Consider the following 26,033-nt stretch of genomic DNA (forward strand, 5'->3'; position numbering starts at 1 on the left):
CATTAGATTTATTAAAAATTTGACAATTATTAAAATATAGGCTAAAATATCTATATATTTAATGGAGAAATGAAATGGATTTTAGTCAATTTGTTCAAGACGACTTTCTTGATTTGTACTCGAAAACAATAAACATAAGTGAATTAGTAAGCTTTTTACAGAGCAATCTTAGTATTACAAAGCTTAGTTTAAAAAGCTGTTATATTGGTGATGAAGGAGCAAAAGCTTTAGCTAATGGTAATCTTACAACCTTACTTCACTTTATGTAACTTTGAACAACATTGGTGATAAAGGAGCAAAAGCTTTAGCTGATCTTAAAAAAATTAATGTTAAAGGTATAGAAAATTTTAGAATAATAGATAGTTTTATAAATAGATTCACACAAAGTAACTCTTCAATAGAAATTTTTGATCCAGCTAAATCGGAAAGTAAAACAACACTTGATGATATTATAATTCCAGAAAGCTTTAAAAAGGAGCTAAACAAGATTCTTGGTATTATTCCAGAAAGAAATAAAGCATTACTTCAAAAGACAGGTTACAAACCAGAAAAAGGCTATCTTTTTTATGGTCCACCCGGAAATGGTAAAACCAAAATTGCTCGTGCAATTGCATGTCAAGCTAATGCAAAGTTTATTAGTGTTTCTGCATCTGAATTTCTGAAATCGTATGTTGGTGAAGGTGAAAAGTACGTAAGAGAAATTTTTAAAAAGGCAAGAGCAAATGCTCCTTGTATAATTTTTATAGATGAAATTGATTGTATTGCTACAAAACGTGGTAGCGGTGGTAGTTCTGGTCATGCTCAATCATGCGACAGCCTTGTGAATCAGTTTTTAACCGAGCTCGATGGTTTCAACCCACTAAAAGGTGTAACAGTAATTGCTGCAACTAATCGTAGAGATGTTTTAGACAAAGCGTTTATTAGGCCAGGCCGTCTCTATAATCATATTGAAATTCCTTTACCAGATAAGGCCCAGCGTAAGGATATATTGGACTTATATATAAAAACATTTAAAGATATTGAAGAGTTGGAAGTTAAAGTAAATACTGAAAAACTTGCAGATAAAACTGATGGTTTCTCGGGAGCTGAGTTAGAATATTGTAAGTTGAAAATGTGATATAAAAGAGGATAAGAGGGAAAGATAGCCCTACTCACTATAGGAATAGGACTATCATGGGCGTGTGCGACCGGAAGAATATTGGTACTACAACCGTTTAAATCAAGGTACACTAGCCCATCTCTCGATACGTTTGAATAGTTGCTTGGGACATATATATGCACCCGTTTACAATCTTAAATTAACTAAAACTATCGAGGTTTGTTATGGTTACATCTTATCAAAATTTTATTGGCATTGATATCGGAAAATTTAAAAATGTCGTTGCAATTCACAAACAGAAGAACGCTGTCAAATTTGACAATGATTCTGATGTTTGGCAACAATTATTTCAAAAGTTTTCAGATATTCTACCTAATTCTTTAGTAACTTTGGAAAACACAGGAAAATATGAGCTTGGTTTGTCACATTTTCTTATTGACAAGAATATTGCAGTACATCGAGCTAATACTCGTAAAGTAAAAAGCTTTATCTTGTCTCACGGAACTGTAGCAAAGTCTGATAAATCAGATGCGAGGGCTCTTGCTCAATATGGATTTGAACGCCATAGAACTCTCTCTCTATTTGTACCTACAATCAAAAGAACAATCAACCCTGGTTGCACTTTGTCAACGTCGTGATGACATTACGCAAATGAGAGCTCAGGAAAAGTGTAGACTGGAAGCTCCTGAAAATGACCATATAAAGGAAAGTTGCCAGAAGACCATTGAATTTTTCAATAATCAAATAAACGAACTCAATGACACTATACAAAAAATTATTGATGAAAGCCATGAGCTACAACAACGTCAAAAAATCCTTAAAACAGTTCCTGGAATAGGCAAAAAGTTATCACAAGATTTTTTGTGTTTAATGCCAGAGCTTGGCTACTTAAGTAGAAAAGAAGTAGCAAGTCTTGCCGGAGTAGCACCTCATCCTAGGGAAAGTGGTAAAACTGTTGGTTACCGAAGGATTATAGGAGGTAGAAGTAATGTTCGTTCAAAGCTCTTTACATCTGCCATGTCTGCTGCAAGGTCCAAATCTGCACTTGGCACCTTTTATTCTAAGCTTGTTGAAAGTGGTAAGAAGAAGATGGTAGCTATAACAGCTCTAATGCGTAAAATTATAGTAATTGCTAATGCAAGGCTTAAAGAGGCAATTAATTTGAATGTTTAAAATTTACATAGCAGTAATTGAAATGAATATTGTGCGTCCACACAAACTTAAAGTGCTTGTTCACATAGATTAAATGGAAATTGTTGCAGTAGCTGTTTGATATAGAATTCTGTTTCTATGACAAACGGGTTTTTATTATCTATATGGTTGGGTAAAGTTGCAAAATTATACAAATGAAAAATTAAAAAAAACATAGTTGATTTAATAAATAACACAGCATGGGATATTATATATTCTTCTAAAATTGAAGGAAAAATCACTATTAACACGAATCACTTCATTAAGGCAATTAAGAAGAAGAAATCTCAAGGGCCTGAAAGTGAGCAAGTTAATGGTGGTCTAGAATTACTTAATAGTCCTAAACCCAATTGTAGCAGTGATGTTAATATTGATAATGCAGATAATGTAGAAAGTCATAGCTCTGCAAATAGTAGTTCAGATGTTGTAGTTACTCAACAGTTGGCTAAAGTGACTAAATTACTTAATGGTATACAAACTAAAATTAATGCGCTACAGAAAGAACGTGAGGAAAGATTTGAAGAACTTGACTCTAGGAACAGTGACTTAGAACAGGGCCTAGATTCTGTAAGGAAAGACTTAATTAAAGTAACTCAATGTACTAAAGAATACACTCAATTAAAGGATAATCTAAAGACTATCAATGAAAAAAGTACTCAACTACAGAGTGAATTAGAGAGTATGGTAACAACCGAACTCAAGAAACATGAAAGCACATTAGAGAATCGTGTTAAAGATCTACAAAAACAATTTGAAGGTAAAAATAAAGAGCTAAATAGTAAATATGAAAAATTCTTAGGAGCAAGCAACAATAGTAAAAGGCAAGGTAGTTACGCCTCTATTTCTTTTGTATTGTCTGGAGCATCTGCTGTTGGTGCAAGTTTGACAATGTTTCATTTAGCAATGTGTCTTTCATTCACTGTAGCCGCATTAATTTTTCTTGCAGCAGGATGTTACTGTTTGTATAAGGCAAATACAACACTTAGTAATGTTGAAATTGATCAAACTCAAACTATACTGAGTTTTTAACTGCTTAAATGTTTTTTAAGGTTTTAAATCTGTACCTGTTTGGCAAGTTAAAAAGTCCTTGCTGGTGCTGTAGCTTAAATTGAAGAAAATGGCGGAAGTGTAGAGTGAGGTAGTTTTTGATCAAAAATTTAAGATATTTTTAAAAAAACCACCTTTCTTGACGCGTATGAACACTCCCAAATTTTTTATAGGTTTGACTTCACCTGATTTACAAATAGAAATTGGTTGAGTGTTTGCCATTTATTCTTATAAACAGCATTTTGCTTTTTTTAGCACGTAGTAATTCTTGAATTCTATGATATTATTTTTGTAACATTGTTATATATATCATAATAACGGCACTGGCTGAGTGCATTAAGTAACTTTATGCGCAGTGGAATGATAAAAAGCGTTTTCACAAACACATTTTACTACATAATCAGCGCTAATATTAAAATGCTTATAAAGAGCTTCATAAGGTGCTGATTCTCCAAAATTTTTCATGCCAATAAATATACCGTTTGAACCTATATATTTATGCCAACCCACTTCACTTCCAGCTTCAATTGCAACTTTAATACTGTCATTATTTAATACTACCCCTTTATATTCATCACTTTGCTCGTCAAAAAGCCTCCAACACGGCATAGAAATGACCCTTGTACCTACACCTTTTTCCTGTAATTTTTCTCTTGCCCCAACTGCAATTTCAACTTCAGATCCGGTAGCAAATATCGTCACTTCTAGCTTCCCTGAATATTCGCATAGTATATATGCACCAAATTTTGATAGGTTGGCCAATTGGTCAGTATAAGAGTGCATGTAATTAATATTTTGCCTTGAAAGCGCAAATAGTGCAGGTGACTCTTTTTTTTCAAGTGCAATGCTAATGCACTCTAAAGTTTCAATTGCATCAGCTGGCCTAAAAACATATAGATTTGGTATAACTCGCAAAGAGGCTAAATGCTCTACTGGCTGGTGAGTTGGACCATCTTCTCCTACTCCAATTGAGTCATGAGTCATTACATATATAACCTGCTGTTTCATCAAGGCTGAAAGACGTATAGCAGGGCGGCAGTAGTCGGAAAATACTAAAAAAGTTCCACCATAAGGAATAATCCCACCATGAAGAGCCATACCATTCATACAAGCTGCCATAGCGTGCTCTCTCACTCCATAGTGTACATAAGAGCCACTATAATTATTACTATCTATTGCCTGCATGTGCTTATATTTAGTACAATTTGAACCGGTAAGATCAGCAGAGCCACCAATTAGTTCTGGCATAGACTTAGTTAATAGTTCCATTACTCTGCCGAAAGAAGATCGAGTAGTTTCGTTTGGCATGAGCTCACATATTTGTTTCCTCAGGTTAGCCAAATCACTCTCGATGTTATTCGGCAAACGTTTCTCAAGTCTTCTTTGTAGTTCTTCATTGATCAAGGATGTATAGTTTTGTTTTGCCCTCTTAACTGTTTCCATCCAAGCGTTTTTCACATCTTCTGGTACATAAAATGGTTCATAGTTCCAATTCAATTTTTCTCTCATCTGTTTTACATCTTCCTCTGTAAAGGCACCACTATGAGCAGAAGATGTGCCAGCACGGCTTGAAAATTTTCCGATAATAGTTTTGCAACAGATTAGTGTAGGTTTATCAGACTTTTGCGCCTGCTCTATTGCAAGGGATATAGCATCAAAGTCATGCCCATCGATTTTGTCAACATTCCATCCATACGCTGAAAAACGCTTTTCTACATCATCAGAGCAAGAGAGGCTAGTAGAGCCGTCTATAGAGATGTCATTGTCGTCAAAAAGTGCTATCAGCTTATTTAATTTAAGATGCCCAGCAAGGGACGCTGCTTCATGGCTTATACCTTCCATAAGACAACCATCTCCTAGCATTACGTAAGTGTAGTGACTGATTTCAAACTGCTTTGCAAGAATCGATTCAGCAAGTGCCATGCCAACAGCAGTGGCAAATCCCTGACCAAGCGGGCCTGTTGTTGCTTCTATACCAAAAGTTAAGCCAAATTCTGGGTGACCTGGAGTTTTTGATGTAAGTTGCCTGAAGTTTTTTAGTTCATCTATACTAAGGTAGCCTGTCAGATATAATATAGAGTATTGCAACATTGAACCGTGACCATTTGATAGGACGAAACGATCTCTACTGATCCATTGAGAATCATCAGGGTTATGGTTTAGATATTTAGCAAATAATACAGTGGCAACATCTGCCATGCCAAGTGGCATACCTGGATGTCCAGAATTTGCTTTTTGTACTGCATCAATTGATAAAAAGCGGACAGCATTTGCCATGGATTTTAATAGTAGATGATTCATGTATTAATAGGAAAACTTAAAAGTGAAGTATACTATATCATAGTGGCAAAAACAAGTTGACACTTAATGTTAAAATCATTAATAATTTATAGTTAGATTGTGAGAATTTTTGTATGACAACTGTTATCAATAGAAAGTATAGAATCAGTCGCAGGCTTGGTGTAAACTTATGGGGTAGAGCAAAAGATTCGGTCAATAAAAGAAAATACCCTCCAGGTCAGCATGGTATTCTTGGATTTAAGAAGTTATCTGACTTTGGTAAGCAGTTTGCTGCACATAAAAAATTTAAGTTCTACTATGCAATTTCAAGCAAACAGCTTAGACGTACATTTTTAGATGCTTACAAAAGAAAAGGTTATACGGCTGATAATTTTATTGGTGCCTTAGAATCAAGGTTAAGTTCTGTTTTATATCACTCTGGTTTTGTGCCAACAATTTACTCGGCAAAACAGCTTATATCTCATAAACATGTTACAGTTAATGATAAGGTGGTTAACATATCAAGTTATAGAGTGAAGCCTGGTGATATAGTAAAAATAAGGGAAAGAGCAGCAAAAATTCCTATATTAATAGAGGCTGAACAAAAACAAGAACGTAAGGCTCCAGATTATTTAGAGGCAGATAGCAAAGCACTTTCAGTGAAGTATTTGAGAGCGCCTCAATATTCCGAAGTCCCATATTCAGCAGACATGGAAGTCAATTTAGTAGTAGAATTTTACTCTAGATAAATAAAGCCCGTGTGGCGGAATCGGTAGACGCAGCGGACTTAAAATCCGTGGGTTTTGCGACCTTGGGAGTTCAAGTCTCCCCATGGGCACCAGTTTAATTTATTAAAAAAGTATGAAATGGCTTGATATAGAAGATATTGCAGAAGCTCTAGAAGAGAAATTTCCAAATGAAGATATAATTAGTATTAGATTCACTGAACTTAAAAGAAAAGTCTTGGATTTAGAAGAGTTTGATGATGATGAAAAGTATTGTAATGAAAAAATATTAGAGGCCATTCAAGCAGCTTGGATTGCAGAAAGATCTTAAAAAACAGATAGCTATAAGAAAATTACGGCATACAGTAAAAAGATAATCTTCTTGGAAATACTATACTTTACTCGAATTTTACTTAGCTTCATAATAATTTAACAAATTAAAATTAAAAATGATTACAAGGTAGGAAACACAAAATTCTGGCAAATGCTAGATATACAAATACTGCTTTTTATGTGTGAGGCCGAGGGTCATGAAAACAATAAGTTAGTTTTTTGTATAAGAAAGTTGTAATATAATTTAATTTTAAGCACTGGAAAGATGTTTAAATATAGCGGGCCAAAGAAATTAAAATCTATAATAGAAAACTATGCATTAAAATGCATGAAAAATAAGATCAGCAAAAATGAAATACGTCTTATTTTAAACTGGAAAAGTATAGTTGGAGAGGAATTAGCAGAATGTACAAAACCACAAAAGATCTCATACGCACAAAACGTAAACTCTGGTGTGCTGTATCTGTTAGTAACAAATGGCAGTAAAGCATTAGAAATGCAGCATATGGTTTCTCTTGTAATAGAAAAAATTACAGTGTTTTTTGGCTATAAGGCAGTATATGGTATAAAAATCAAGCAAGGGAGTTGACTATTTAACTATATCAGGTTAACCTAGTTACATAGGATAAATTGGTATATTGAAGTGAGTAGAATTTGTGAGTTAACAAATAGAAAAAAGTCTTTTGGTAATAAGGTATCGCATTCAAATCGTAAAACAAAGCGTACCTTTCTCTTAAATTTACATAAAGTTACATTGACGAGTAATATATTAGACAAAAAGTTTAGCTTTCGTATAGCAACAAGAACTTTAAGAACTATAGACTATAAAGGTGATCTTGATGCTTTCTTGCTCAATACAAAAACAATTAAACTAAGTAAAGAAGCACAAAAGATAAAAAGAAGATTAAAGAAAGTTTTAGCAAAACAAGAGGTAGAATTAGCTGTTTCAGATGCATAGTAAGCCTATATGGCTCAGAGCAAAAGCTCCAGCTGGTAAAATATTCAATGAAACCTTAAACACTGTTAAGCTACATAACTTACATACAGTATGCGAAGAAGCTGCGTGTCCAAATATTGGTGAATGTTGGAATAAACGTCATGCTACTGTGATGATTCTCGGTTCTGTTTGTACTCGTGCTTGTGCGTTTTGCAACGTTGCAACTGGCATTCCTGATAAGCTCGATCCTCATGAACCAGAAAATTTAGCAAAAGCAATAAAAAAGTTAAATTTAAAGCACGTTGTCATTACCTCTGTTGACCGTGACGATTTACCAGATGGTGGTGCAAATCAGTTTATAAGGTGTATAGAAGAAATTAGAAAGATAACTTCGGAAACAACAATAGAGATCCTCACTCCTGATTTTTTAAATAAGAAAGGAGCGTTTGAAGCAATAGCTATTGCATCACCTGATGTTTATAACCACAACATCGAAACAGTACCAAGGCTGTATGCAAAAATAAGACCAAGAGCTCGTTATTTTCATTCACTATATTTGCTAAAGATGGTGAAACAGATTAATCCTAAACTTTTTACGAAGTCAGGGCTTATGGTTGGTCTTGGAGAAACAAAAGAAGAAATCTTTCAGGTTATGGATGATTTACGTAGCGCCGAAGTTGACTTCATTACAATTGGTCAATATTTGCAACCAACTCCAAAGCATGTAAAGGTTGATAGATATGTTACCCCAGAAGAGTTTGAGCATTATAAATATATTGCTTATTCCAAAGGCTTTTTGGTAGTTGCATCAAGCCCATTAACGCGGTCATCGTACCACGCTGAAGAAGATTTTAACAGACTTGCTGCTGCTAAAACTTCAACCTAATTAACCTATCTGTTCAAGGAAATGTGCAAGCCATTGCTCCCTTTCTTTTCATTCAAGTAGCCTCTTATCCTTCCAGTAGCCCATCGGTGTTATTTCAGTAACACCTGTTATTCGAGTAGCCTAACACTGAAATCAAGAGGACTGACCAGGCAATCAGAACTGGTCACGCGCTGGAATGACACCGTCATAAATTACTAAGCCTTCATACCAGTGCTTTGTCATCTCAGTGTTCTCTTTACTCTTGTCATCCCAGTACTTGATACTGGGATCCAGAACAGGCAATCAGAACTGGTCACGCGCTGGAATGACATCATTGTTTTTTGCATGAAAAGACTGAATGATAGCTACTTTCATGATACCCACTTATTAGTTTCGTCTAATTTATTTTACCACTCTGCTGAACGGATACATTCTAACTGAGAGCAAAGCACACTTACATCATTTAATACCTTCAGTGGCTCCCCTAGACTATGTTCCACTTTTATCTCAAATTTAAATCCCAAATTTCCAAAAAATTCTTGAAAATACTCAATAGTAATGTCACACAAACTTCTACCACTTGCTTTATGATTTTTCAGCTCTTTCGGAATATTAATAAGCACTTTACCATCTTCATATGTTACATTTCTACCCTTACAGTTCAGTTTAAATTCTACTGAACTGTAAAAACCTGGTGTTTTGATATCATTAGCAAGATCACTGCTAAGTACCCTTATACATTCCATGCTAAAACTGAGTTTTAGACAATTGGAACTATGACAATCCATACTATAAGTTATTATTATATCAGAATCTAACACAAGCAAGCCAAGTGGAAAAAGAGCCTTTAATAAATGCAGAAACAAAAAATGATTATATCCTTCTTGATGATAACTAGTTATCAATTCTTCTATAATAGGGTCATTTGGAACTGTTGCACCAACACGTATAAACATTTCCATAAAGACTACTTTAAGAAACAAACAATAGTTTCTTTTTCCTTTTTCATTCCCTAAAATGAGATCTTTATGTTTTGAATATAGCTCCTCGATAAGCTCATTAGGCACTTCTTTCTCATTAATAGTAAGGTTGTGTGATCTACCAAGGTCAATATATGTTTTGTAACTAAAGTTCCAATTATCTGATTTTATTGATATAGACTTTAAATCAGCATATTTGAGCTTTTTTACTTCAGATTTTAATGCATTAACTATTTTTTTTGACATATCACAATCTTATATTATATACGTATTACGTACTTTTCATCATAAGTAAAGGTTTTCTGTAAAACTTGATTTACTTTTTATTATACTCACCTTATTAAAAAAAGCAGAGATTTCAATATCTTATTTTAAATTCTTCAAGTTTAGATTCTTATCTTGGAATGTATTTATATCACTTAATGCTCCAAGTGGCTTATCCAGACTATGCTCAAATTTTTCCTCACAAAAGTGAAATCCAAATTTTTCGCAAAATTTCTGAAAATACTCAATAATAACATCAAACAAATTCTTATCATTTGCTTTGTAGTTTTTCAGCTCCTTAGGAATATAGTAAGAGACACCTTACCTTCTTCATACTTCACATTTTAGTTTAAACTCCACTGAGTTTTGTAAATCACATACTAAAATTTTATTATCGTTATATATGCCATCATTTACGCTAAAACTGAACTTCAGACAATTTCGATCTTCACAACTTATATAGGTCCTTTCTCTGTAAGAAGGAACTAAATAGTGGAATGAATACATGCACAATCCAAAAGAATGAAGTGCTTGACTTTGAGAAGAAAAGAATTGCTTGTACCCAGACCTGTTATAATAAGTTATCAATTCTTCCATAATAGAGTCATTTGGAACTGCTGCACCGGCGTGTTCCGTGAAGATTTGCTTAAGAAACAGACGATAACTCCCTTTTTTGTCCTTTGTAATGAGATTTTCATGTTTTAAATATAAATTTTAATGAAATCATTAGTTATTGCCTTCCCATTAATAACAAGGTCACAAACAAATTCATATTCACTATTGAAGTCCATATCCAAATCCTTATATGTTCTATAATCAGAACTTTCTGTAGACTTCAAATCAGCATATCTCCTCTCCCTCTCCTTATCTTTCAGTGCATTAACTATTTTTTTTGACATATTATTCCCTCTATCACATAGATTAATACTAGTATTATATTTTATTGACTGTCAATTATTTAGAACCTTTGCTTTAAAGGACTTTCTATTTTCAATATAGAAAAGTCCTTTAATAACTGTTATGTAAGCGATAGCTTTTCCATTGCTACCCTGTCTACTTCTGCTCCTTCCAGCTTGTTATCTACTCGTTCACGGTATAGATCTTTTCCTTTCATCCAGGATAAATCACTTTCTGCTAGAGTCATTCTATAGTTACCATTGTTCTCTCCAAAAGCAAATGACTTCCATTTGCTTTCTTCTTGACCAATTAATTTATCATGCACTATCCTCACAACATTTCGTTGACCTAAATTTGCTCCAAATTGGGTAAGGAAGGGAAAAAAAGCTTGTTCATATAACGTCGCTATTCTACCATTGCTTAAATCTTCTACACACCTTTCTGAATACTCTTTCTGATTCTTCACTTCTTTGATAATCCTTTTTATTTCATCTTTCTCTTCTTCCTTTTTCATCTCTTCCTCTTTTTCAAGCATACTGATGCAATCACCTAGTTTAATTATAGCTGAAGGTAAATACTCTACTAATTTACCGCACATTTCTTTTTGACTTAGTATTTCACTTTTATACTTAGATAAGATATCAACTGCTATGCTTAAATCATTTATCGCAATTAAGTCATTATTTAACTGTGTATAAACGATTTTTCCACTATCGTTAATACCTACAACAATCGGTCCCAACAATATCCCCTCAGAAATTTGTTATATCCTTCCCTATATGAGTGGGAATGGGTTTTAAAGAATCAAAGTCTATATATTGCACCTTTCTCTCCTGTCATTTTTTCTGAAAGAGCAAGAGCAATTAATCTAAAAGTATCTATTTCAATAGCAAAATACATCCTTTGCTCCTCCGACATATTATACATATTTTTGAAGAAATCCTTTATGCTAATGTCTTTACCATCTATTTTCCATCCTGTATCTATTTCGCTCCAGTCACATTGATGCAAGTCTATAACATGTACTCCTTCAATTCCTTTCAGCTCATGTTTTAAACTATCTATTTGATTTTCTTCAAATCCAGGACCATTTATAACCAGATATATGTCTCTCTCCTCTTTATTTGTTAATTTATGATTTTTAATTATTTCTAAATAATTCAGGGTACTATTTTTACCATTCGGTAAAGATGCACCATGCACTCTTGGCACCCATGTTAGTATTATTGGTGCTTTATTTGATAATTTTTTTACATTACCGATCATTATTTTACCTTACTATATTGCTATATTAATATTATAGTGGATTTTTTAATAAAGTGTAAATCAATATACCTGTTGGTTAGCTGAAGTTCTTGATCAATAGTTTCGCTTTCGTATTATCCAATGAGTCACCGTAGGTGACTGCTTTGAGATAAAACTTTTTACCCCTTTGTACTTTGAAAGAAATTATTGAATGATCAAGCAGAACGAATTTTTCACCTGCAGTGTGTTCATATTTCTTAGTGCCTTTTTGACCTCTAATTAGGTCACTCAATTTGTATTTATTCTTATCTATAAGCTTTGCACTTTGTAATTTTATTACCTCTTTGCCAATCAGTGCTAACGCAGTTGCATCTAGCTCACCAAAACGCAGCACTACTGTAATCTCCTCATTGCTAGATTCCATAACATATCCGTAAGTAGATTGTGTATTTGCGCTTGCGATAGGCTTATAATCTTTATCATCATACGAAATAAAGAGCGTTGCTCCTTTCCAACTTTCCTCTTCACTAATTAAAGTAAAGCTTGAGATATTATCTTTAATATACGGTAAATCTATCATTTCTACGATAGATTTACTGATGTGAGAAGGAGGGTATTCTTTAAGCATAAGTGATCTTGTTGAAGGAAAGGAGAGCTTGTATATAGAGGGATCATAACTAACTCCCATTACTTGAATGGACATGCTTTCAAACTTTGTTTTTATAATTCTCATCGTATGTCTTTTCTCGCCATCTGAAATTGCTATGACATCACTTGGTAAAAGCCATGCATATTTTATCGGGAGCTTAAAGTTGTATACATTTCTCTCTTACCACGAAGAATAAAGTAAAACTTCAGCTATATTTTGCGCCTCCCCTTCCTCCATAATGAGAGGTATTTCAACTGTTGCAGCATTGCCCTGCTTTGGCAGTTCAGCATATTTCACATCAATTGGATAGCCAAAATTGCGGTTAAAATAGACAACATTGACTTTACTATTTAAATCTAGCTGACTAATATTAACAAGTTTTGCAACGTTATTGGTAACCATCTCGCCAATTGGTATTTCAGTTGTCACTCCCCTGCCCTTTTGAATAAATTTCAGTTTTGAGTTCTGTTCAACCACATCAAAAAAATAGCACCTTCGCAGCATTTTAATAATTGAGCGTACGGGTTGCTGATCATTTATTACATACCCAGATAGTAATCCTTTAACATCACTTGTATCAAACTGATCGCCTTTGAGACCTACCTTTTGCAACAGATCAGACAAAACATCGTAAACATTAAGTTGTGAAATTTTTCCCTGAATCCAGTGCCCGGTCTGCCAGTTATGGCAGTCAGCCCACATATCACACAAGTTGGGAAAATAAGGAAATGGCCTTGCATCCCACGCCCAGAGGAACATTTTCTCCACCATTTCTGAGCTTTGCCACTTTTTTAATGTTCCTTCGATTGCAGTTTTCTGCGAAAGAAAGCTCACCTCTCCGTTTGAGTATCGTGGATATTTACTCTCTATACTACCTTTATCAACAAACACATTGGGCTCATTAGTGCAGCCGTTCATACTGGGAAATCCATATTCGGTAAACCATATTTTCTTCATTTTTGGTTGCCATTTTGTTTTACTACCACCTGGATTTACATGAACTTCACTCCACCATTTCTCGATATTTTTCCACGCATATTTGCTGTTATTATACTTTATTTTCTCAGGATCACTTTTTGAGTAATCGTAAAAATAATCATACCCTACCCCACTGCTCCAACCACCCGTTACATCTTTCGCAGAATAGCCAAAAGGAGGTTCTTCGCCATCGGTGAGTGGAAAATAAGCATCTATGCCAATAACATCGATGAACTGTGAAGACCTGACCTTACCCAGAAAAAGTAGACAGAAAGTTAAGACGTTTTTGAAGTAAAATAAAACGTTTTTTCAAAGAGGTGTGGTATGACAAAAAGAAAAGAATATACAGCAGAATTCAAAATTGAAGCTATAAGACTAGTAAAAGAAACAGGTCAATCATCAGCAAAAATAGCAAGAGATTTGGGTATTAGCGGTGATTCATTAAGCAGATGGGTAAAAACATACAATGATAGAATGTCTGGAGTAGATGCGTTTCCAGGAAAAGGGAAAGTAGCTCATTGTGACAAAGAAAAGTTTTATTTAAAGAAAGAGCTGGCAAGAGTAACGAGGGAAAGAGACATTTTAAAAAAAGCCCTGGGATATTTTGCAAACCAAAAAGAGTAAAATATTCTTTTATAAAAGAACATGAAAACTGCTATAAAATACGGGAATTATGCAGATTTTTGAACGTATCTGCTTGTGGTTATTATAAATGGATTACTAAGGAAAAAAACAACAAAAAATCAATAAGAGAAGAGCTCATACAAGATATTCAGAAGGTATATCGAGCATCACAATGCAGATACGGAGCTCCTAAAATTCACGCTGAATTAAAGGCTTTAGGTAAAAATTATAACATCAAAACAGTGCAAAATGTTATGCAGAAAAATGGCATTCAAGCTAAGCTTAGACGAAAGTTTAAAAGTAAAAAACCACAAATAGACAATAGAGTTATAACTCCTAACATATTAAATCAGAATTTCATCGCTGATCAACCTAACAAGATATGGGTAACTGATATTACGTACATAAAAACTAATGAAGGATGGTTATATTTGGCAGCAATAATAGATTTATATTCACGCATGGTGATTGGCTGGTCAATGAGTAATGCAGTAAATAGGCAATTAGTTATAGATGCGTTATTCATGGCTATTGGTAGGCGCAAATCTGCTAAAAATCTACTATTTCATAGCGATCAAGGATCGCAATACACCTCTAAAAATTATCAATTTTTACTAAGTACAAAAAATATTACTTCTAGTATGAGTCACAAAGGTTGTTGTTATGATAATGCTGTTTCAGAGAGCTTTTTTAGTTCACTTAAGAGAGAGTTACTCATTGATACTTCACAACACTCTGCACAACAAGCTAAAACCGCAATATTTGAATATATAGAAATTTTTTATAATAAACAGCGTAGACATTCTACTATTAACTATTGCATTCCTGAGCTTTTTGATTCATCATTCTCATAGCAAAAACGTCTTAACTTTCTGTCTACTTTTTCTGGGTAAGGTCAGAGAAATGATAGTAGAGAGAGTAAAAAATAAAATAGCAACATCAAAAGAACAAGGACTATGGATGGGTGGAACTTTGCCGCTGGGATATGATGTAAAAGATAAAGAATTAATAATAAATGAGAAAGAAGCGAAAACAGTAAAGCATATATTTGAAAGATATGTGGAGCTAAAGTCAATGGCAGAATTGGCAAGGGAGTTAAATAGAGAAGGTTACAGAACAAAATCAGATATCTTTAAAAAAGCGACGGTGAGAAGAATAATAACAAACCCAATATATATGGGAAAAATTAGGCATTACGAGAAACAATATGAAGGAAAACATGAAGCGATAATAGAAGAAGAAAAATGGCAAAAAGCACAGGAATTGATAAAGAATCAACCATATAGAAAGGCGAAATACGAGGAAGCGCTACTAAAGGGAATAATTAAGTGCAAGAGCTGTGATGTAAATATGACGCTGACATACTCAAAAAAAGAAAATAAAAGGTACCGATATTATGTGTGCAATAACCATTTAAGGGGGAAGGATTGTGGATCAGTGAACCGAACAATAGTTGCTGGAGAAGTGGAAAAAGAAGTAATGAAGAGAGCAGAAGATTTATATGAAAAATGGGGAGAAAAAGCGGAAGAGTGGAAAAATTTAAGTTTTGGAAAGCAAAAAGAAATAGTGAAAAAGTTAATAAAGGGAGTAATGGTTAAGGAAGATGGAATAGAAGTGAGTTCTGAATCAGAGGAAAAGTTTATACCAATAAGGAAGAAAGGAAATAAATGCACAGTAGTAGAACCAGAAGGTAAAACAAACAATGCATTACTGAAAGCAGTGGTAAGAGCCCATTCCTGGAAACGGCAACTAGAAGAGGGAAAATACGAAAGTGTGAAGGAGCTGAGTGCCAAAATTAATATAGGTACAAGACGTATACAGCAAATTTTAAGGTTGAATTATTTAGCTCCGAGAATTAAAGAAGACATAGTAAATGGGAGGCAGCCAAGAGATTTGAAATTAGTTGATTTGAGAGAAATACCGATGCTGTGGAGTGAGCAAGTGGAGAAATTTTATGGATTAGCAACCTAATTGAACAATTAATAAGTTGTTAATATAACTAATTTATAAAATTAAATATTGTAGAGCAAGGAAAGTAATGCCAAAGTTTTAAAAGATTAAGAACGCAAAAAATGTAATCTATGAGCTGGCAGGTGATCAGGATAATTTTACCAATGAAGATAAAAAAAAGCTTTTCAAGCTGTTAAAGAAGATAGAAAACGGTGAAAATATTAGTGGAAAATTTAATAAATCTAATTACAACACGCAGAAACTTCTTACAAAAAAAATAATTTACAAGGATGAGAAAAAGGAAGGGACTCTGACGCTACTGTGCCACTCTGTGTTCTATAAAAATAATCAAGCTTTTGAGGAGCTTTTACAAGAAGCAATAAATCAAGGAATCTTAAAGGATGTTCTTAGTGAGGAATTGATCCAAAAATTGCCGAATGGTCTAACAATAACTTACACTGCACTGGTATCCTGCATATTAGAGGAAGATAGTAAAGCTATTAGAGGAGTTCTAGAAGCTTCTAAAAAGAATGGTATTTTGAAAGAAATTCTCAACCAAAAAGTGAAAGTAAAGAAAGCAGAAGGTAAAGAGATAAGCCATACACTACTTGACTATGCTAATAAACACAATTGCAAAGAAAGTGCACTGATTCTGAAGGAGTTTGAGGAAATTCTGAATATAGAAGTTGAAGCTGCAAGTAGTAATGTTGAAACTAGATGTGAGGGTATCAATAAAGACTGTAGAGATCTTGAAATACACGAAACTATGTTTGCAAATAGTGAAGAAACCCAAAATATTTCAACAGGAAGCAAAGATATTAAGCCCACATGTGAAACCAGTGTAAAAGAGGAAAACAAAGGCGAAGAAAATTCTTTAAATTTTATTACTGATGAGCAAGAAGAAATCGTTAATATATTTGAGAAAGATGCAGAAAATAACACTGAGTGGCACAGAGAAAATCGTCATACAAATCAACCCATCTGTAAAATCAATAAGAAAGACCAAAATACTTTTACGCAAACTAATATGCAAGAGCCAAATAGGTCATTTCAAGCTGAACCATATTTTAATATTGGATATGGCATTACTAAAGATGGAAAATCATCAAATCAACCAATTTTAGCTGGAGTTATTGGTGCAGTGTTATTAGTAAGTGGTATTGTGTTTTATATTATGGAAATACATATACTAGGGATAGTTATTGGAATTGCTGGGTTAGCTTGCGTAAGTTTTGGATTGTGTAGTAATTTAGAGCCTAATACCAGGCTTGAAAAAGTAGAGCAGCCTACTATCCACTCTTCAAACCCGATTTCTGGATTAGATTTTAGATAAATTATTGAAAATCTCGATTTTTTTAGCTAAGTCTAATCGAATTTAAAAGATGCTCATTAACTTTTCCATCGTAAATCTCGTAATTATAAGTTATCGATCTCTTTTTAATTATTAATACATAATTTAGGTTTCAGAAGTTATAACCTTTCTTATAATAGTCCGAATGCGATAAGACATATGTTGATGGCTATATATAGCCAGTAGCGCATGATGATCTGTTGGGACTATTGTAAAAAGTTCTATAACTACTATTTTTGAGTTTGACCATACTTAGTTAAAAAAGTCAAAATTTTCAATAATTTATCTGAAATCTAATCCAGAATTCGAATTTTATGAGAGCAATACTTCTACGTTTGTATAGCAATCACAATCCTCGTTTAAAGAGTAAGATTGGTCAATTAATGTAGCCATTTTCCTACCTTTTCCACTACTTGTTAATTCATATATATCAGCTGAATAGTGACATGGACAATTTGAATTAGCAGTCCCTTCTGTGATAAAAAACGATGGCTTATGATTAAGCAACTTGCAGAAATTTGGTTTATATTCCTTTCTCATACAGTTTAAACTTATATACTTATATTCATCTGAAACGTTTGAGTATTATGGATCATACTTTTTATGTTCAAAAAACTCATTACCTAAGAAATTACAAAATGTTAATTGATAATCATCATTACTACTGGACTGAACAACTTTAAGGTAATGAAAATCTCTAGGAATTTCTACCTCTTTTTCTTTTGTAGTATAGTTATGTATGAGAAACTCATTGTTAAACATATGATAGACAATTTTCGGTAAAGTAGATATACACTCACCATTTTCTACTTCATACATATCATACTCCGATAACTTCTCTTCTTGCTGAAAAGTCAAACTCTGTCCGGCCTTAATTGAACTTTCTGTTGTTTCTAATATACTACACTCCTTAGTCTTAGTTAAGCTTTCTATTATTTTTGATATCTCACTGATTTCTATATCATGTTTATTTTTTGTGTATTGATATTTATAGCAACTACCATCTTTACACACCGGAAGACAGTTTCCATTTTTGTCTGATACAAAGATATTATCTTCTTCTATTGTAAAATAAAGCCTACCTTCTTCTCCTTTAATCTTCTGTAGTGCTGGATCATCTTCATTATAAAAATCAATGAAGGACAATATTCCAGTTAATGTACTCAAATCATCATTTAAATAAGATAATCCGAGAGCAAAGTCTGAGATACTACTCCCTTCCTTCAATACAATATTTATTTCTTGTGTTTTAATCGTTTCCAAAATATCACTTTTTTTTCACTAATAATATCTCCCTGCTCTATAACTAGGTCCTTTACTTCGCCATTTGTGTTGTGCACCTTCAGAGGCGAGGCTCCTTTATATAAAAATATTTTATCACCCTGCTTCTTTAACTTTAAACCATTAGTATCATCACCCAGCTCAGCCGTACCAATGTGTGAATGGATAGTATATTTGTTATTATTGTGCTTTAATCTGTAATATGTAGTAGGCAACTCAATTAGCTTTTTATAAAGTGGATTCTTATCGTCTATTTCAAATGTATACTTTTTCATGCTATTACCTTAAATAACCAACAACTTGCTGATTAATAGCACTGAGGCTACTAGGAGGAGAGACATAACTCATAAAACTCCTTGGCTGCTCATTATTTGCCACTATTTTTTCAGTATTAACGAAAGCTCTTTGCTGCTCATTGTCTTTTAATCTTTTTTCCATATGATCTTTAAAAGTAAACAAACATTTACTAGTTTGTTTGTAATTAGGGAGTGATTTTTTTGCAGTTATACACAAGAACTTCAACAACTCATTATGATTTTCATCATTAAGTAATGACTTATTGATAATGGTTGACTGCAGTTCCACTGGATCAAAATTTAGACTTTTCTTTGAAATGCCACATTTCACAGCTGTTGCTCCCAATACTTCTTCAAATTTTGTTACAACATCTGCTGCATCTACTATTTTTGCCACTTCCTGTATTTCATTTTTTACTTTATATTCGTCCTGTCCTACCGCAGGGTAAAAGAAATTTATTACTTGAGATATAAATGAAGTTGGTCTGCTTGCTCCGCTTGTCACTGGTGAGTTTATTATTTCCCTCTTATCTCTTTTCTCTATAACACAACTTGTATCATCAGGCTGTATTACACAGAACATCTTTTGTGTTTGACTATAAAAAGTTTGAGTATTAGATTCTGAGACAGATGCATCACTTGCAGATTTTTTGCTAGCATTGCAGAAAACTTCAGCTTTCTTTGTGAAGTTTTCTGTTTTATTGTGTAGTTCTATAATGTTATCATTAGCATTTTTAGCTTCTTTAGCAAAACTTTCTGAAGCATTTTTGGCTACCTCTGCTGAATCTTTAGCATTCAGAGTTTCATTCTTTACTTTTTTTATCTCATACAAAAACTTATCAGCTAATGCAGCACCTATTCCATCTTCTCCCTTGGGACCTGGTATTCCCGTTAGACCAGTATCTCCTTTACTACCCTTAAGACCAGATCTACCAACCTGACCTTTAGGTCCTTGCAAACCTATCTCTCCCTTAGGTCCTGGCAACCCATCTGATCCTTTTGGACCTTGCAATCCATTCGCACCTGGACCTCCTTTCTCACCTTTAGAACCTATCTCTCCTTTCTCACCCCTATCACCTTTTATTCCCATAGCCCCTTCTAATCCTTTAGGACCTATATCTCCTTTTTCCCCTTTTGGACCTTGGACTTCTCCTGGATTTTTCCTTAGTTCTTCTGAAATGCTTTGTGTTAGCTCGGTATTATTTGCAAGTTTTTCTACTAATGTATGATTAGCACCACGTAGTAACACATCTGCTAGCTCTTCCATTCTGTTATCAGCTAATGCAATAGCTATTCCTGTTTGAATATCTTGATTACTAATGATTCTTCCTGTAACTTGCTTCTCTAATACTAAATCTCCGCCTTGGTCACGGTATTCAAGCACCTCATTAGCAATAGTTCCATTATTAATTAATTTTTGTGCAACTTCTTCAGGACTTGTATCTCTACCTTTATCACCTTTAGAGCCAGTATCTCCTTTGAAACCAATATTTCCTTGATCACCTTTAAGACCAGGTACACCTGGAGCTCCAATATCTCCTTTAGGACCTAAGTCTCCTTTCGAACCTGGTAACCCATCTGATCCTCTTGGACCAATATCTCCTCTCTCACCTTTTAGACCTTTAGAACCAGGCTCACCTTTCCAACCCCTTGGTCCCTTCGTTCCACTTTCACCTCGCACACCTTTATCACCCTTTAGTCCAGGTGTACCTGGTCTTCCAGTATCTCCTTTCGTTTGTCCAGGATTTTTTCTCAACTCTTCTGCTACTCCTTTTTGTAAGGCCAGATCATTAACTAAGATCTTTTTACCTTGATTATCTTTTGCTTCTAGTACTGCTCTTCCTAGTTCACCTACTTTTTTAGTGTCAAGGAACTGATGAACAATATTTTCAATTATTGTTTTTGTTGCGCTTGCATTGCCTTTTAATTGAGCATAATCAAGCAAGGACTGAATTAATTTTTCCTCGTTTATTTCTTTCTTCACCATTTCTAGAGCTTTTATTTGCTCATTTAAATCACTATGAATCAGAAGATACTTAGCAAGTCCCCAATTACTTACCTTATCTTTTACAAGAGTTTGAGCTTCTTTCTCGCTCATACTACTTCTACGAACAAGTAGTTCAGCAAGCTTTTCTGCAAAATTTTCATATTTATTGAAGGCCATAGAGTCTGGATTATTTTTCTTTGTGGCATCACTTGTTACCTTACTCACAGTATCTTTTACAATGTTTTTTGCTTCCTCTAAAGAAAGTTTATTTACTACTCCTTCAGTAAATTTTACTGCATCAATTTTATTCACAAATTCCTGCGAGTGGATATTAATCTTATCGGCAATCTGAGTTGCAAGATTTTTACCTATGATACCCTTTGTATTAAGAACTGCTTCCACTAACTCAGCTTTTTTACTAGTAACTAATTCAGTTGCAATTTCTTGAGCATTTAGGGTATCCCCCTTATTCCCTTTTTGCCCAGGAGTCCCCGGTTTACCAGGAATACCATCAAGACCTGGAATACCCGGAGGACCAATAGGTCCGGGTTCACCTTTGTTACCTGGGTAACCCATTATTCCATGTTCACCCTTCGGACCTGGAAAACCTCTCTCTCCTTTCTCTCCAGGTCTACTATCCCATACTAATTCTCCGGGCTCACCTTTTTGGCCGTAGGAACCTGGAAGACCTCGCATACCCCTTTCACCTGGCTCACCTTTTAAACCGGGTACTAATGCTATGCTATTATTTAAATTTTTAACTATTCTTTCTAAATCTTCAATTCTTTGTTCTAATTTTTTATTATTCACAGTAACCTCCAGATCATGTAAATAGTAGTAATAAGCGTATAAATAGTGACTCTGCTGGTCAAACTCCTCCTCCTCATCATCATAATCTGTATAAGCATATTCTCCTTGCTCAAAGCTCTCAGGTGTCAGAGCATAAAATCTCTCACATTTACCATACTTACTTAACATGCATCCTACATAATTGTCATTATTCAATCTTTTTATTCTAAAACGAGGATTAGTCTTTTTAAGACTAAGATTAGCACCAAATTGATCTATGGTATCGATAGAAACATTTCCAGAGAATAGCTCTAATTTTTTATTACTAAAGCTAGTAGCAATATTATTCAATATCCCAATTTTATTACCACGTATACCATATACTTCAGCACTTTTATAAGTACTTGATAGCACTTCTTCTGGTCCCCTTAAAAAATTCTTTCCAACGCCTATTCTAAGTCTCTTATCAGGCAGCTTTTCAAGCTCTTTTAAGACAAAATCTATGTCTTGATTACTCATTATATCTTTTGGATCTACTAGAACCCTACTATTTATTAGCGGTACAAAATTGACTGAACACTCTCCATCATAAGAGAGAATATAATCCTGACCTTGATATTTTATGAAATTGCTAGGTATAGAATTAAAAGTAGCTATTTTGACAATATTTGTATCATTATAGTAAACATAATAATAATATTGATCTTCATTATTAACTAGAACCAACTTATAATCACTTTCTACTTTTTCTAGCTTTAAGTATAGCTCTTGTTGATAAAAATTAGTTAGTATACTGTTCGTAGGGTTCATCTTGAAATTAGAGATGATAAAATGGTGATGTTTATCAAAGATATATGACGTATAAGGTAAATTAATCTTTTCTTCATCATTTATTTTGACAGTTACAAGCTTATTTTTACCATCACAAAAAGCACCTCCCGGCTCTAAATTAAAACGCATCTTAACCCTCCTGGTTTCTATATCTTAATATATATTAACTATCATAATCCCCTACCATAAGCTCTTGCATTTACTTTTAGTAGCTGATTTCTATTAACTTCTTCTAAAAAGCTAGATGGATTTTCCATTGTACAATCTGACTGTCTAATAGTCTTACCTAACTCTTTAAAAGCACTACTATTTCTTTCGAAATACCCATTTTCTATAGCTGTCAAAACACTTTTCCCACCTAACAGACAACTCTGCCCTAAACTTGATTTATTCTCTAACTTGTTAAATCTTACTTCATCGACAAGCCTCACTTCTATTTTATTACTATCTTTCTCACTAGGACATAGATGAATACTGATCTCTCCTACTTCAGTGGTAAAAGACATTTCAATGATATCTCCCGAGAACTCTGTATAATTTCTCCTTCCTCCTATATTTTCAACTCTAATTATACTGTTTCCAACTTGAAGTATACCAATGTTTAGATTTAAATCTTTAGCTTTTTGATTATTTAATATCCTTGCAACTTCAACAATACTATTTTGTGGATAATCTATGCAAAAATATCCATTATCTATTTCTAGTTCAAAGTCATATTCATCAATTTGCTCACTTTTATTCATAATACTTTCAAGTGCTAATTCCTTAAGCTTTGAAAGGTTTTCGGATCGTTTACTCAAAGTGTCTAAATCTGAACAAATTATGTTCACAAAATCTTCATGCTCTTCGTCGCTCGATCTATTTAAAGATGCACCTTCTGATATTACCTGAAATATTTTTCTCTTGTGTAAGAACTCATGAATTCGAGTAGTGTCAGCAGATAAATATAGCTTTTGAAATGTGTCAGCTATACGATCTATCAAGGACATACCAGATTTATATGGAAAAGTGAACATTATTCCTTGTTCCAGTGCTGCGCTTATAACTTTATCAAGTTCTTTTTCGCACTCCTCATAATCTTCTTCGCTACCAGAGTAACCTAAAATGTCTAGATAATCATGAATCTTATTTATTTTTTGCCAAATACTTTCATACTTTTCTTCTTCTCTTGTATTCAGCTTTACCTTTGTTAGAGAAAAAGAGTCTTTTTGACGGATTAAAAGAAAAGTATCTTTTCCTTTTTCTTTACGGGTTATCTCGTCAGTATAGAATAGTTGACTGTAACGCCTACCAAAACTTTCATCATAATCAGGGCAAGGGCTAACATTGTCTTCATCTTCACTATCCGTTCCATTCCATACTTCAATCGGGAAATCGGTATTTTCAAGGTTTTTATCTTCACTTGTTAGACAATTTTCTGTTTTTCCATATAGCCGAGTTGATTTATGATCATCGCTACTTTCATTATCAGCTTCATTCCATACTCCAATCTCGTAGTCAGTATCTTCAGAGTCTTTATCTTCACTTGTTTTATCATATTGATTATTTTCTCCTTCTCTACATAGCCAGGTTGGTTCTTGATCATCATTATCTTTAATACACCTGGTTTCTACTTCAGGTATAGACTGAGTTCTCGCTATTTCTTTTCTTACGTTTTCTTTGTTTATTTCATCTGCAAGAGACACTTCATTACTAATATAGAAATTTTTCTGTTTTAAACTCTCGTTTTCCTTCTGCAGACTACTGAATTCTGCAAATAGCTCTTTATACTCTGATAAATAAATACACAATTGATCTCTTATATCATTAAGTTCCTTCTTTTTTTCTAGTATCTGATTTTCATAATTACCTTTCAAATCCTCTATACTGTTTATCAGCACTGTACTTTCTTTTCTTACTCTGTTTAACTCAGCTTCAGTCAAATCCAGTTTTTGCTGTAACTCTTCATTTATTTTGTCTGTTAACTGAATTTCATTCTTTGCCTCTTTTAATTGGTTATTTAAGTTCTTAATTACATCACTTTTGTTCTGAGTTTCTAATAATAATATTTCTACTTTCTGTTTTAGCTGTTCGATGTCTTGATCATTTTCAGTTAAACTTCTTGTACTTTTTTGTAATTTAACTTCAAGCTTTTTAATTTTCCCTTCTAGGGTTTGCATTTCTCTGGTAAGTTCACTTACTTCTTCGTAATACTCTTCTACTCTTTTCTTATAGTGTTTTTGTAACTCTACATTTTTTTTAAGATCAAAATTTTCCTGTTGTAGATTTTCTATTTTGCTTTCTAAACTATCTATTACTTGATTTTCTTCACTGCTAATCTCAAATACCTCTTCAGGAAAATGTGCAAATTTACAAGATGAAATGCCTTCAAGGACGTTACTACCAAATAAATTATATTGTACTACCTGCTTCGAACTAAACATACCTATACCCCCTACTAAAATAAACAAGTAATATATTGTATACGCTATATATCATAAATACAATCGGTTTGAATATAATCTATTTACTAATTCGTATTGTGAATTTTTATAGAATAGATTTAGGTGTAAAATATTATGATACCATTAAAGTAGATGGATAAAGCACAGTTTTTTTGAGAGGATAAATTTAATGAAAAGACCATACTAATTAGTGTTATAAGGAATTTGATCATTTACTCTTTCCAAAAATCACAAGAAAGTACCTACCTTCGTGAGAACAATTTAAATAAAAGCGGCGTTGTGTAAAAAAGAGGGTAAAAGCAAAAATAGCAGGTTGGTCAACAGGAGGAAGTAAGGAATATTATAAATATCATGCACTGTCAGCAGATAGTAGAGTAAAAGATGCACTAGTGGAATCACCTATACCAGGGAAAGTACAAATTTCAATCTTATCAACACAATTATCCACAACTGGCATAGCTTCAGAAGAGCTACTAGAAATTGTAAAAAAGCAGGTTACTAGAGATGATATAAGGGTTTTAACAGATACAGTAACAGTAATTGGTTGCAATATTACGGAAATAGATATTCACAGCAGAATGAGCATAAGTCCTGTAATATCAGAGGAAGAAATCAAGAAGCAGTTTATTAAGAAGTTTGAATTAGCAAAAAGATTAGGGTGGAGTGTAACAAGATCGTGGATAATAGCGAATCTATTTGTAGATGGTGTAGAAAACGTAGAATTAATCGAGCCAAAAGAGGATGTTGTAGTATTGGGGAATGAGTGTGCAGTGCTTGGCCATGTCAAGTTAGATAGGATTTAAAACGTATTTTTTTGTTTTGTGGAATCGTACCAGTGAGGGGATTGCGTGCAATAAGTGGTTTACTGGATCCAATGTTAGGGAGAGGAAAGTATTGATTTTCTTCCAGAAGTTGTAATTTGTTTTTTAAAGTATGGATAATATGGTCAAATATTAAGGAAAGTGTTTTCGATATTAAGAACATCTTTAT

17 protein-coding genes, 1 tRNA gene and 7 pseudogenes are annotated in these 26,033 nt (G+C 33.6%); 15 read left to right on the forward strand and 10 right to left on the reverse strand.

Going from position 1 to position 26,033, the window contains the following annotated elements:
• The first annotated feature begins 74 nt into the window (after positions 1–74).
• The 4 genes and pseudogenes from ABWU33_RS04750 to ABWU33_RS04765 form a co-directional block, all read left to right on the forward strand.
• Positions 75–269 (forward strand): leucine-rich repeat domain-containing protein, encoded by a 195-nt coding sequence (locus ABWU33_RS04750; protein WP_246433159.1) that lies wholly within the window; start codon positions 75–77, stop codon positions 267–269.
• A gap of 2 nt (positions 270–271) precedes the next feature.
• The gene (locus ABWU33_RS04755; RefSeq protein WP_246433158.1) at positions 272–1,117 is read left to right on the forward strand and encodes an ATP-binding protein; all 846 of its coding nucleotides are present in this window, start codon (positions 272–274) and stop codon (positions 1,115–1,117) included.
• Between the two features lie 206 nt (positions 1,118–1,323).
• Positions 1,324–2,272: pseudogene (locus ABWU33_RS04760) on the forward strand (IS110 family transposase).
• 201 nt (positions 2,273–2,473) lie between these two features.
• Positions 2,474–3,319, forward strand: a pseudogene (locus ABWU33_RS04765) (AAA family ATPase); the annotation flags it as partial.
• 354 nt (positions 3,320–3,673) lie between these two features.
• Here ABWU33_RS04765 and tkt read toward each other — a convergent pair.
• On the reverse strand, positions 3,674–5,638 hold the full coding sequence (tkt, locus tag ABWU33_RS04770; RefSeq protein WP_353280417.1) for a transketolase: 1,965 nt from the start codon (positions 5,636–5,638) through the stop codon (positions 3,674–3,676).
• 113 nt (positions 5,639–5,751) lie between these two features.
• On the opposite strand from tkt, the gene rpsD reads away from it, so the two are divergent.
• From rpsD to lipA, 6 genes are all read left to right on the forward strand, one after another.
• Positions 5,752–6,366: a 30S ribosomal protein S4 gene (gene rpsD, locus ABWU33_RS04775; RefSeq protein ID WP_006012690.1), complete on the forward strand. Its 615-nt coding sequence runs from the start codon at positions 5,752–5,754 to the stop codon at positions 6,364–6,366.
• Between the two features lie 5 nt (positions 6,367–6,371).
• A tRNA-Leu gene (locus tag ABWU33_RS04780) sits at positions 6,372–6,458 on the forward strand.
• A 20-nt stretch (positions 6,459–6,478) separates the two neighbouring features.
• Positions 6,479–6,673, forward strand: a complete 195-nt coding sequence (iscX, locus tag ABWU33_RS04785) for a Fe-S cluster assembly protein IscX (protein WP_007302643.1) — start codon at positions 6,479–6,481, stop codon at positions 6,671–6,673.
• 267 nt (positions 6,674–6,940) lie between these two features.
• A complete protein-coding gene (locus ABWU33_RS04790; RefSeq protein ID WP_143689050.1) occupies positions 6,941–7,264 on the forward strand; it encodes a DUF721 domain-containing protein in 324 nt (107 codons plus the stop codon).
• A 54-nt stretch (positions 7,265–7,318) separates the two neighbouring features.
• Positions 7,319–7,633, forward strand: coding sequence for a 50S ribosomal protein L28 (gene rpmB, locus ABWU33_RS04795; RefSeq protein WP_015588578.1), 315 nt, complete (start codon positions 7,319–7,321; stop codon positions 7,631–7,633).
• On the forward strand, positions 7,626–8,498 hold the full coding sequence (lipA, locus tag ABWU33_RS04800; RefSeq protein ID WP_250120402.1) for a lipoyl synthase: 873 nt from the start codon (positions 7,626–7,628) through the stop codon (positions 8,496–8,498). Before rpmB ends, lipA begins: the two co-directional genes overlap by 8 nt.
• A 386-nt stretch (positions 8,499–8,884) precedes the next feature.
• On the opposite strand, the gene ABWU33_RS04805 is transcribed toward lipA, so the two are convergent.
• From ABWU33_RS04805 to ABWU33_RS08175, 4 genes and pseudogenes are all read right to left on the reverse strand, one after another.
• On the reverse strand, positions 8,885–9,703 hold the full coding sequence (locus ABWU33_RS04805) for a hypothetical protein (RefSeq protein ID WP_264337359.1): 819 nt from the start codon (positions 9,701–9,703) through the stop codon (positions 8,885–8,887).
• Positions 9,704–9,823: 120 nt separating this feature from the next.
• Positions 9,824–10,620 (reverse strand): annotated as a pseudogene (locus tag ABWU33_RS08165) (hypothetical protein).
• Between the two features lie 119 nt (positions 10,621–10,739).
• Positions 10,740–11,884 (reverse strand): annotated as a pseudogene (locus ABWU33_RS08170) (hypothetical protein).
• A gap of 76 nt (positions 11,885–11,960) precedes the next feature.
• Positions 11,961–13,733 (reverse strand): annotated as a pseudogene (locus ABWU33_RS08175) (glycoside hydrolase TIM-barrel-like domain-containing protein); the annotation flags it as partial.
• Positions 13,734–13,814: 81 nt separating this feature from the next.
• On the opposite strand from ABWU33_RS08175, the gene ABWU33_RS04835 reads away from it, so the two are divergent.
• The 4 genes and pseudogenes from ABWU33_RS04835 to ABWU33_RS04850 all read left to right on the forward strand — a co-directional run bounded on the left by ABWU33_RS04835 (position 13,815) and on the right by ABWU33_RS04850 (position 17,397).
• The gene (locus ABWU33_RS04835; protein ID WP_353280344.1) at positions 13,815–14,114 is read left to right on the forward strand and encodes a transposase; all 300 of its coding nucleotides are present in this window, start codon (positions 13,815–13,817) and stop codon (positions 14,112–14,114) included.
• On the forward strand, positions 14,090–14,968 hold the full coding sequence (locus tag ABWU33_RS04840; RefSeq protein ID WP_353273672.1) for an IS3 family transposase: 879 nt from the start codon (positions 14,090–14,092) through the stop codon (positions 14,966–14,968). Before ABWU33_RS04835 ends, ABWU33_RS04840 begins: the two co-directional genes overlap by 25 nt.
• Positions 14,969–15,011: 43 nt before the next feature.
• Positions 15,012–16,085: pseudogene (locus ABWU33_RS04845) on the forward strand (recombinase family protein); the annotation flags it as partial.
• Positions 16,086–16,395: 310 nt separating this feature from the next.
• Positions 16,396–17,397: a hypothetical protein gene (locus ABWU33_RS04850; protein WP_353280425.1), complete on the forward strand. Its 1,002-nt coding sequence runs from the start codon at positions 16,396–16,398 to the stop codon at positions 17,395–17,397.
• A gap of 330 nt (positions 17,398–17,727) precedes the next feature.
• On the opposite strand, the gene ABWU33_RS04855 is transcribed toward ABWU33_RS04850, so the two are convergent.
• The 5 genes from ABWU33_RS04855 to ABWU33_RS04875 are packed head-to-tail and all read right to left on the reverse strand — an operon-like array spanning position 17,728 to position 25,022.
• Positions 17,728–17,955: a hypothetical protein gene (locus ABWU33_RS04855; RefSeq protein WP_353280427.1), complete on the reverse strand. Its 228-nt coding sequence runs from the start codon at positions 17,953–17,955 to the stop codon at positions 17,728–17,730.
• Positions 17,956–18,000: 45 nt separating this feature from the next.
• Complete coding sequence (locus ABWU33_RS04860) at positions 18,001–18,678, reverse strand: hypothetical protein (protein ID WP_353280429.1); 678 nt, start codon at positions 18,676–18,678, stop codon at positions 18,001–18,003.
• Positions 18,651–18,971 (reverse strand): hypothetical protein, encoded by a 321-nt coding sequence (locus tag ABWU33_RS04865; protein WP_353280431.1) that lies wholly within the window; start codon positions 18,969–18,971, stop codon positions 18,651–18,653. Before ABWU33_RS04865 ends, ABWU33_RS04860 begins: the two co-directional genes overlap by 28 nt.
• A gap of 4 nt (positions 18,972–18,975) precedes the next feature.
• Positions 18,976–22,728, reverse strand: coding sequence for a collagen-like protein (locus tag ABWU33_RS04870; protein ID WP_353280433.1), 3,753 nt, complete (start codon positions 22,726–22,728; stop codon positions 18,976–18,978).
• Between the two features lie 41 nt (positions 22,729–22,769).
• On the reverse strand, positions 22,770–25,022 hold the full coding sequence (locus ABWU33_RS04875; protein ID WP_353280435.1) for a coiled-coil domain-containing protein: 2,253 nt from the start codon (positions 25,020–25,022) through the stop codon (positions 22,770–22,772).
• A gap of 305 nt (positions 25,023–25,327) precedes the next feature.
• Between ABWU33_RS04875 and ABWU33_RS04880 the strand changes: the two are divergent.
• A pseudogene (locus ABWU33_RS04880) lies at positions 25,328–25,846 on the forward strand (baseplate J/gp47 family protein); the annotation flags it as partial.
• Positions 25,847–26,033: the final 187 nt, after the last annotated feature.

The sequence above is a fragment of the Wolbachia endosymbiont (group B) of Cyclophora punctaria genome (assembly GCF_964028235.1).
Lineage (GTDB): Bacteria > Pseudomonadota > Alphaproteobacteria > Rickettsiales > Anaplasmataceae > Wolbachia.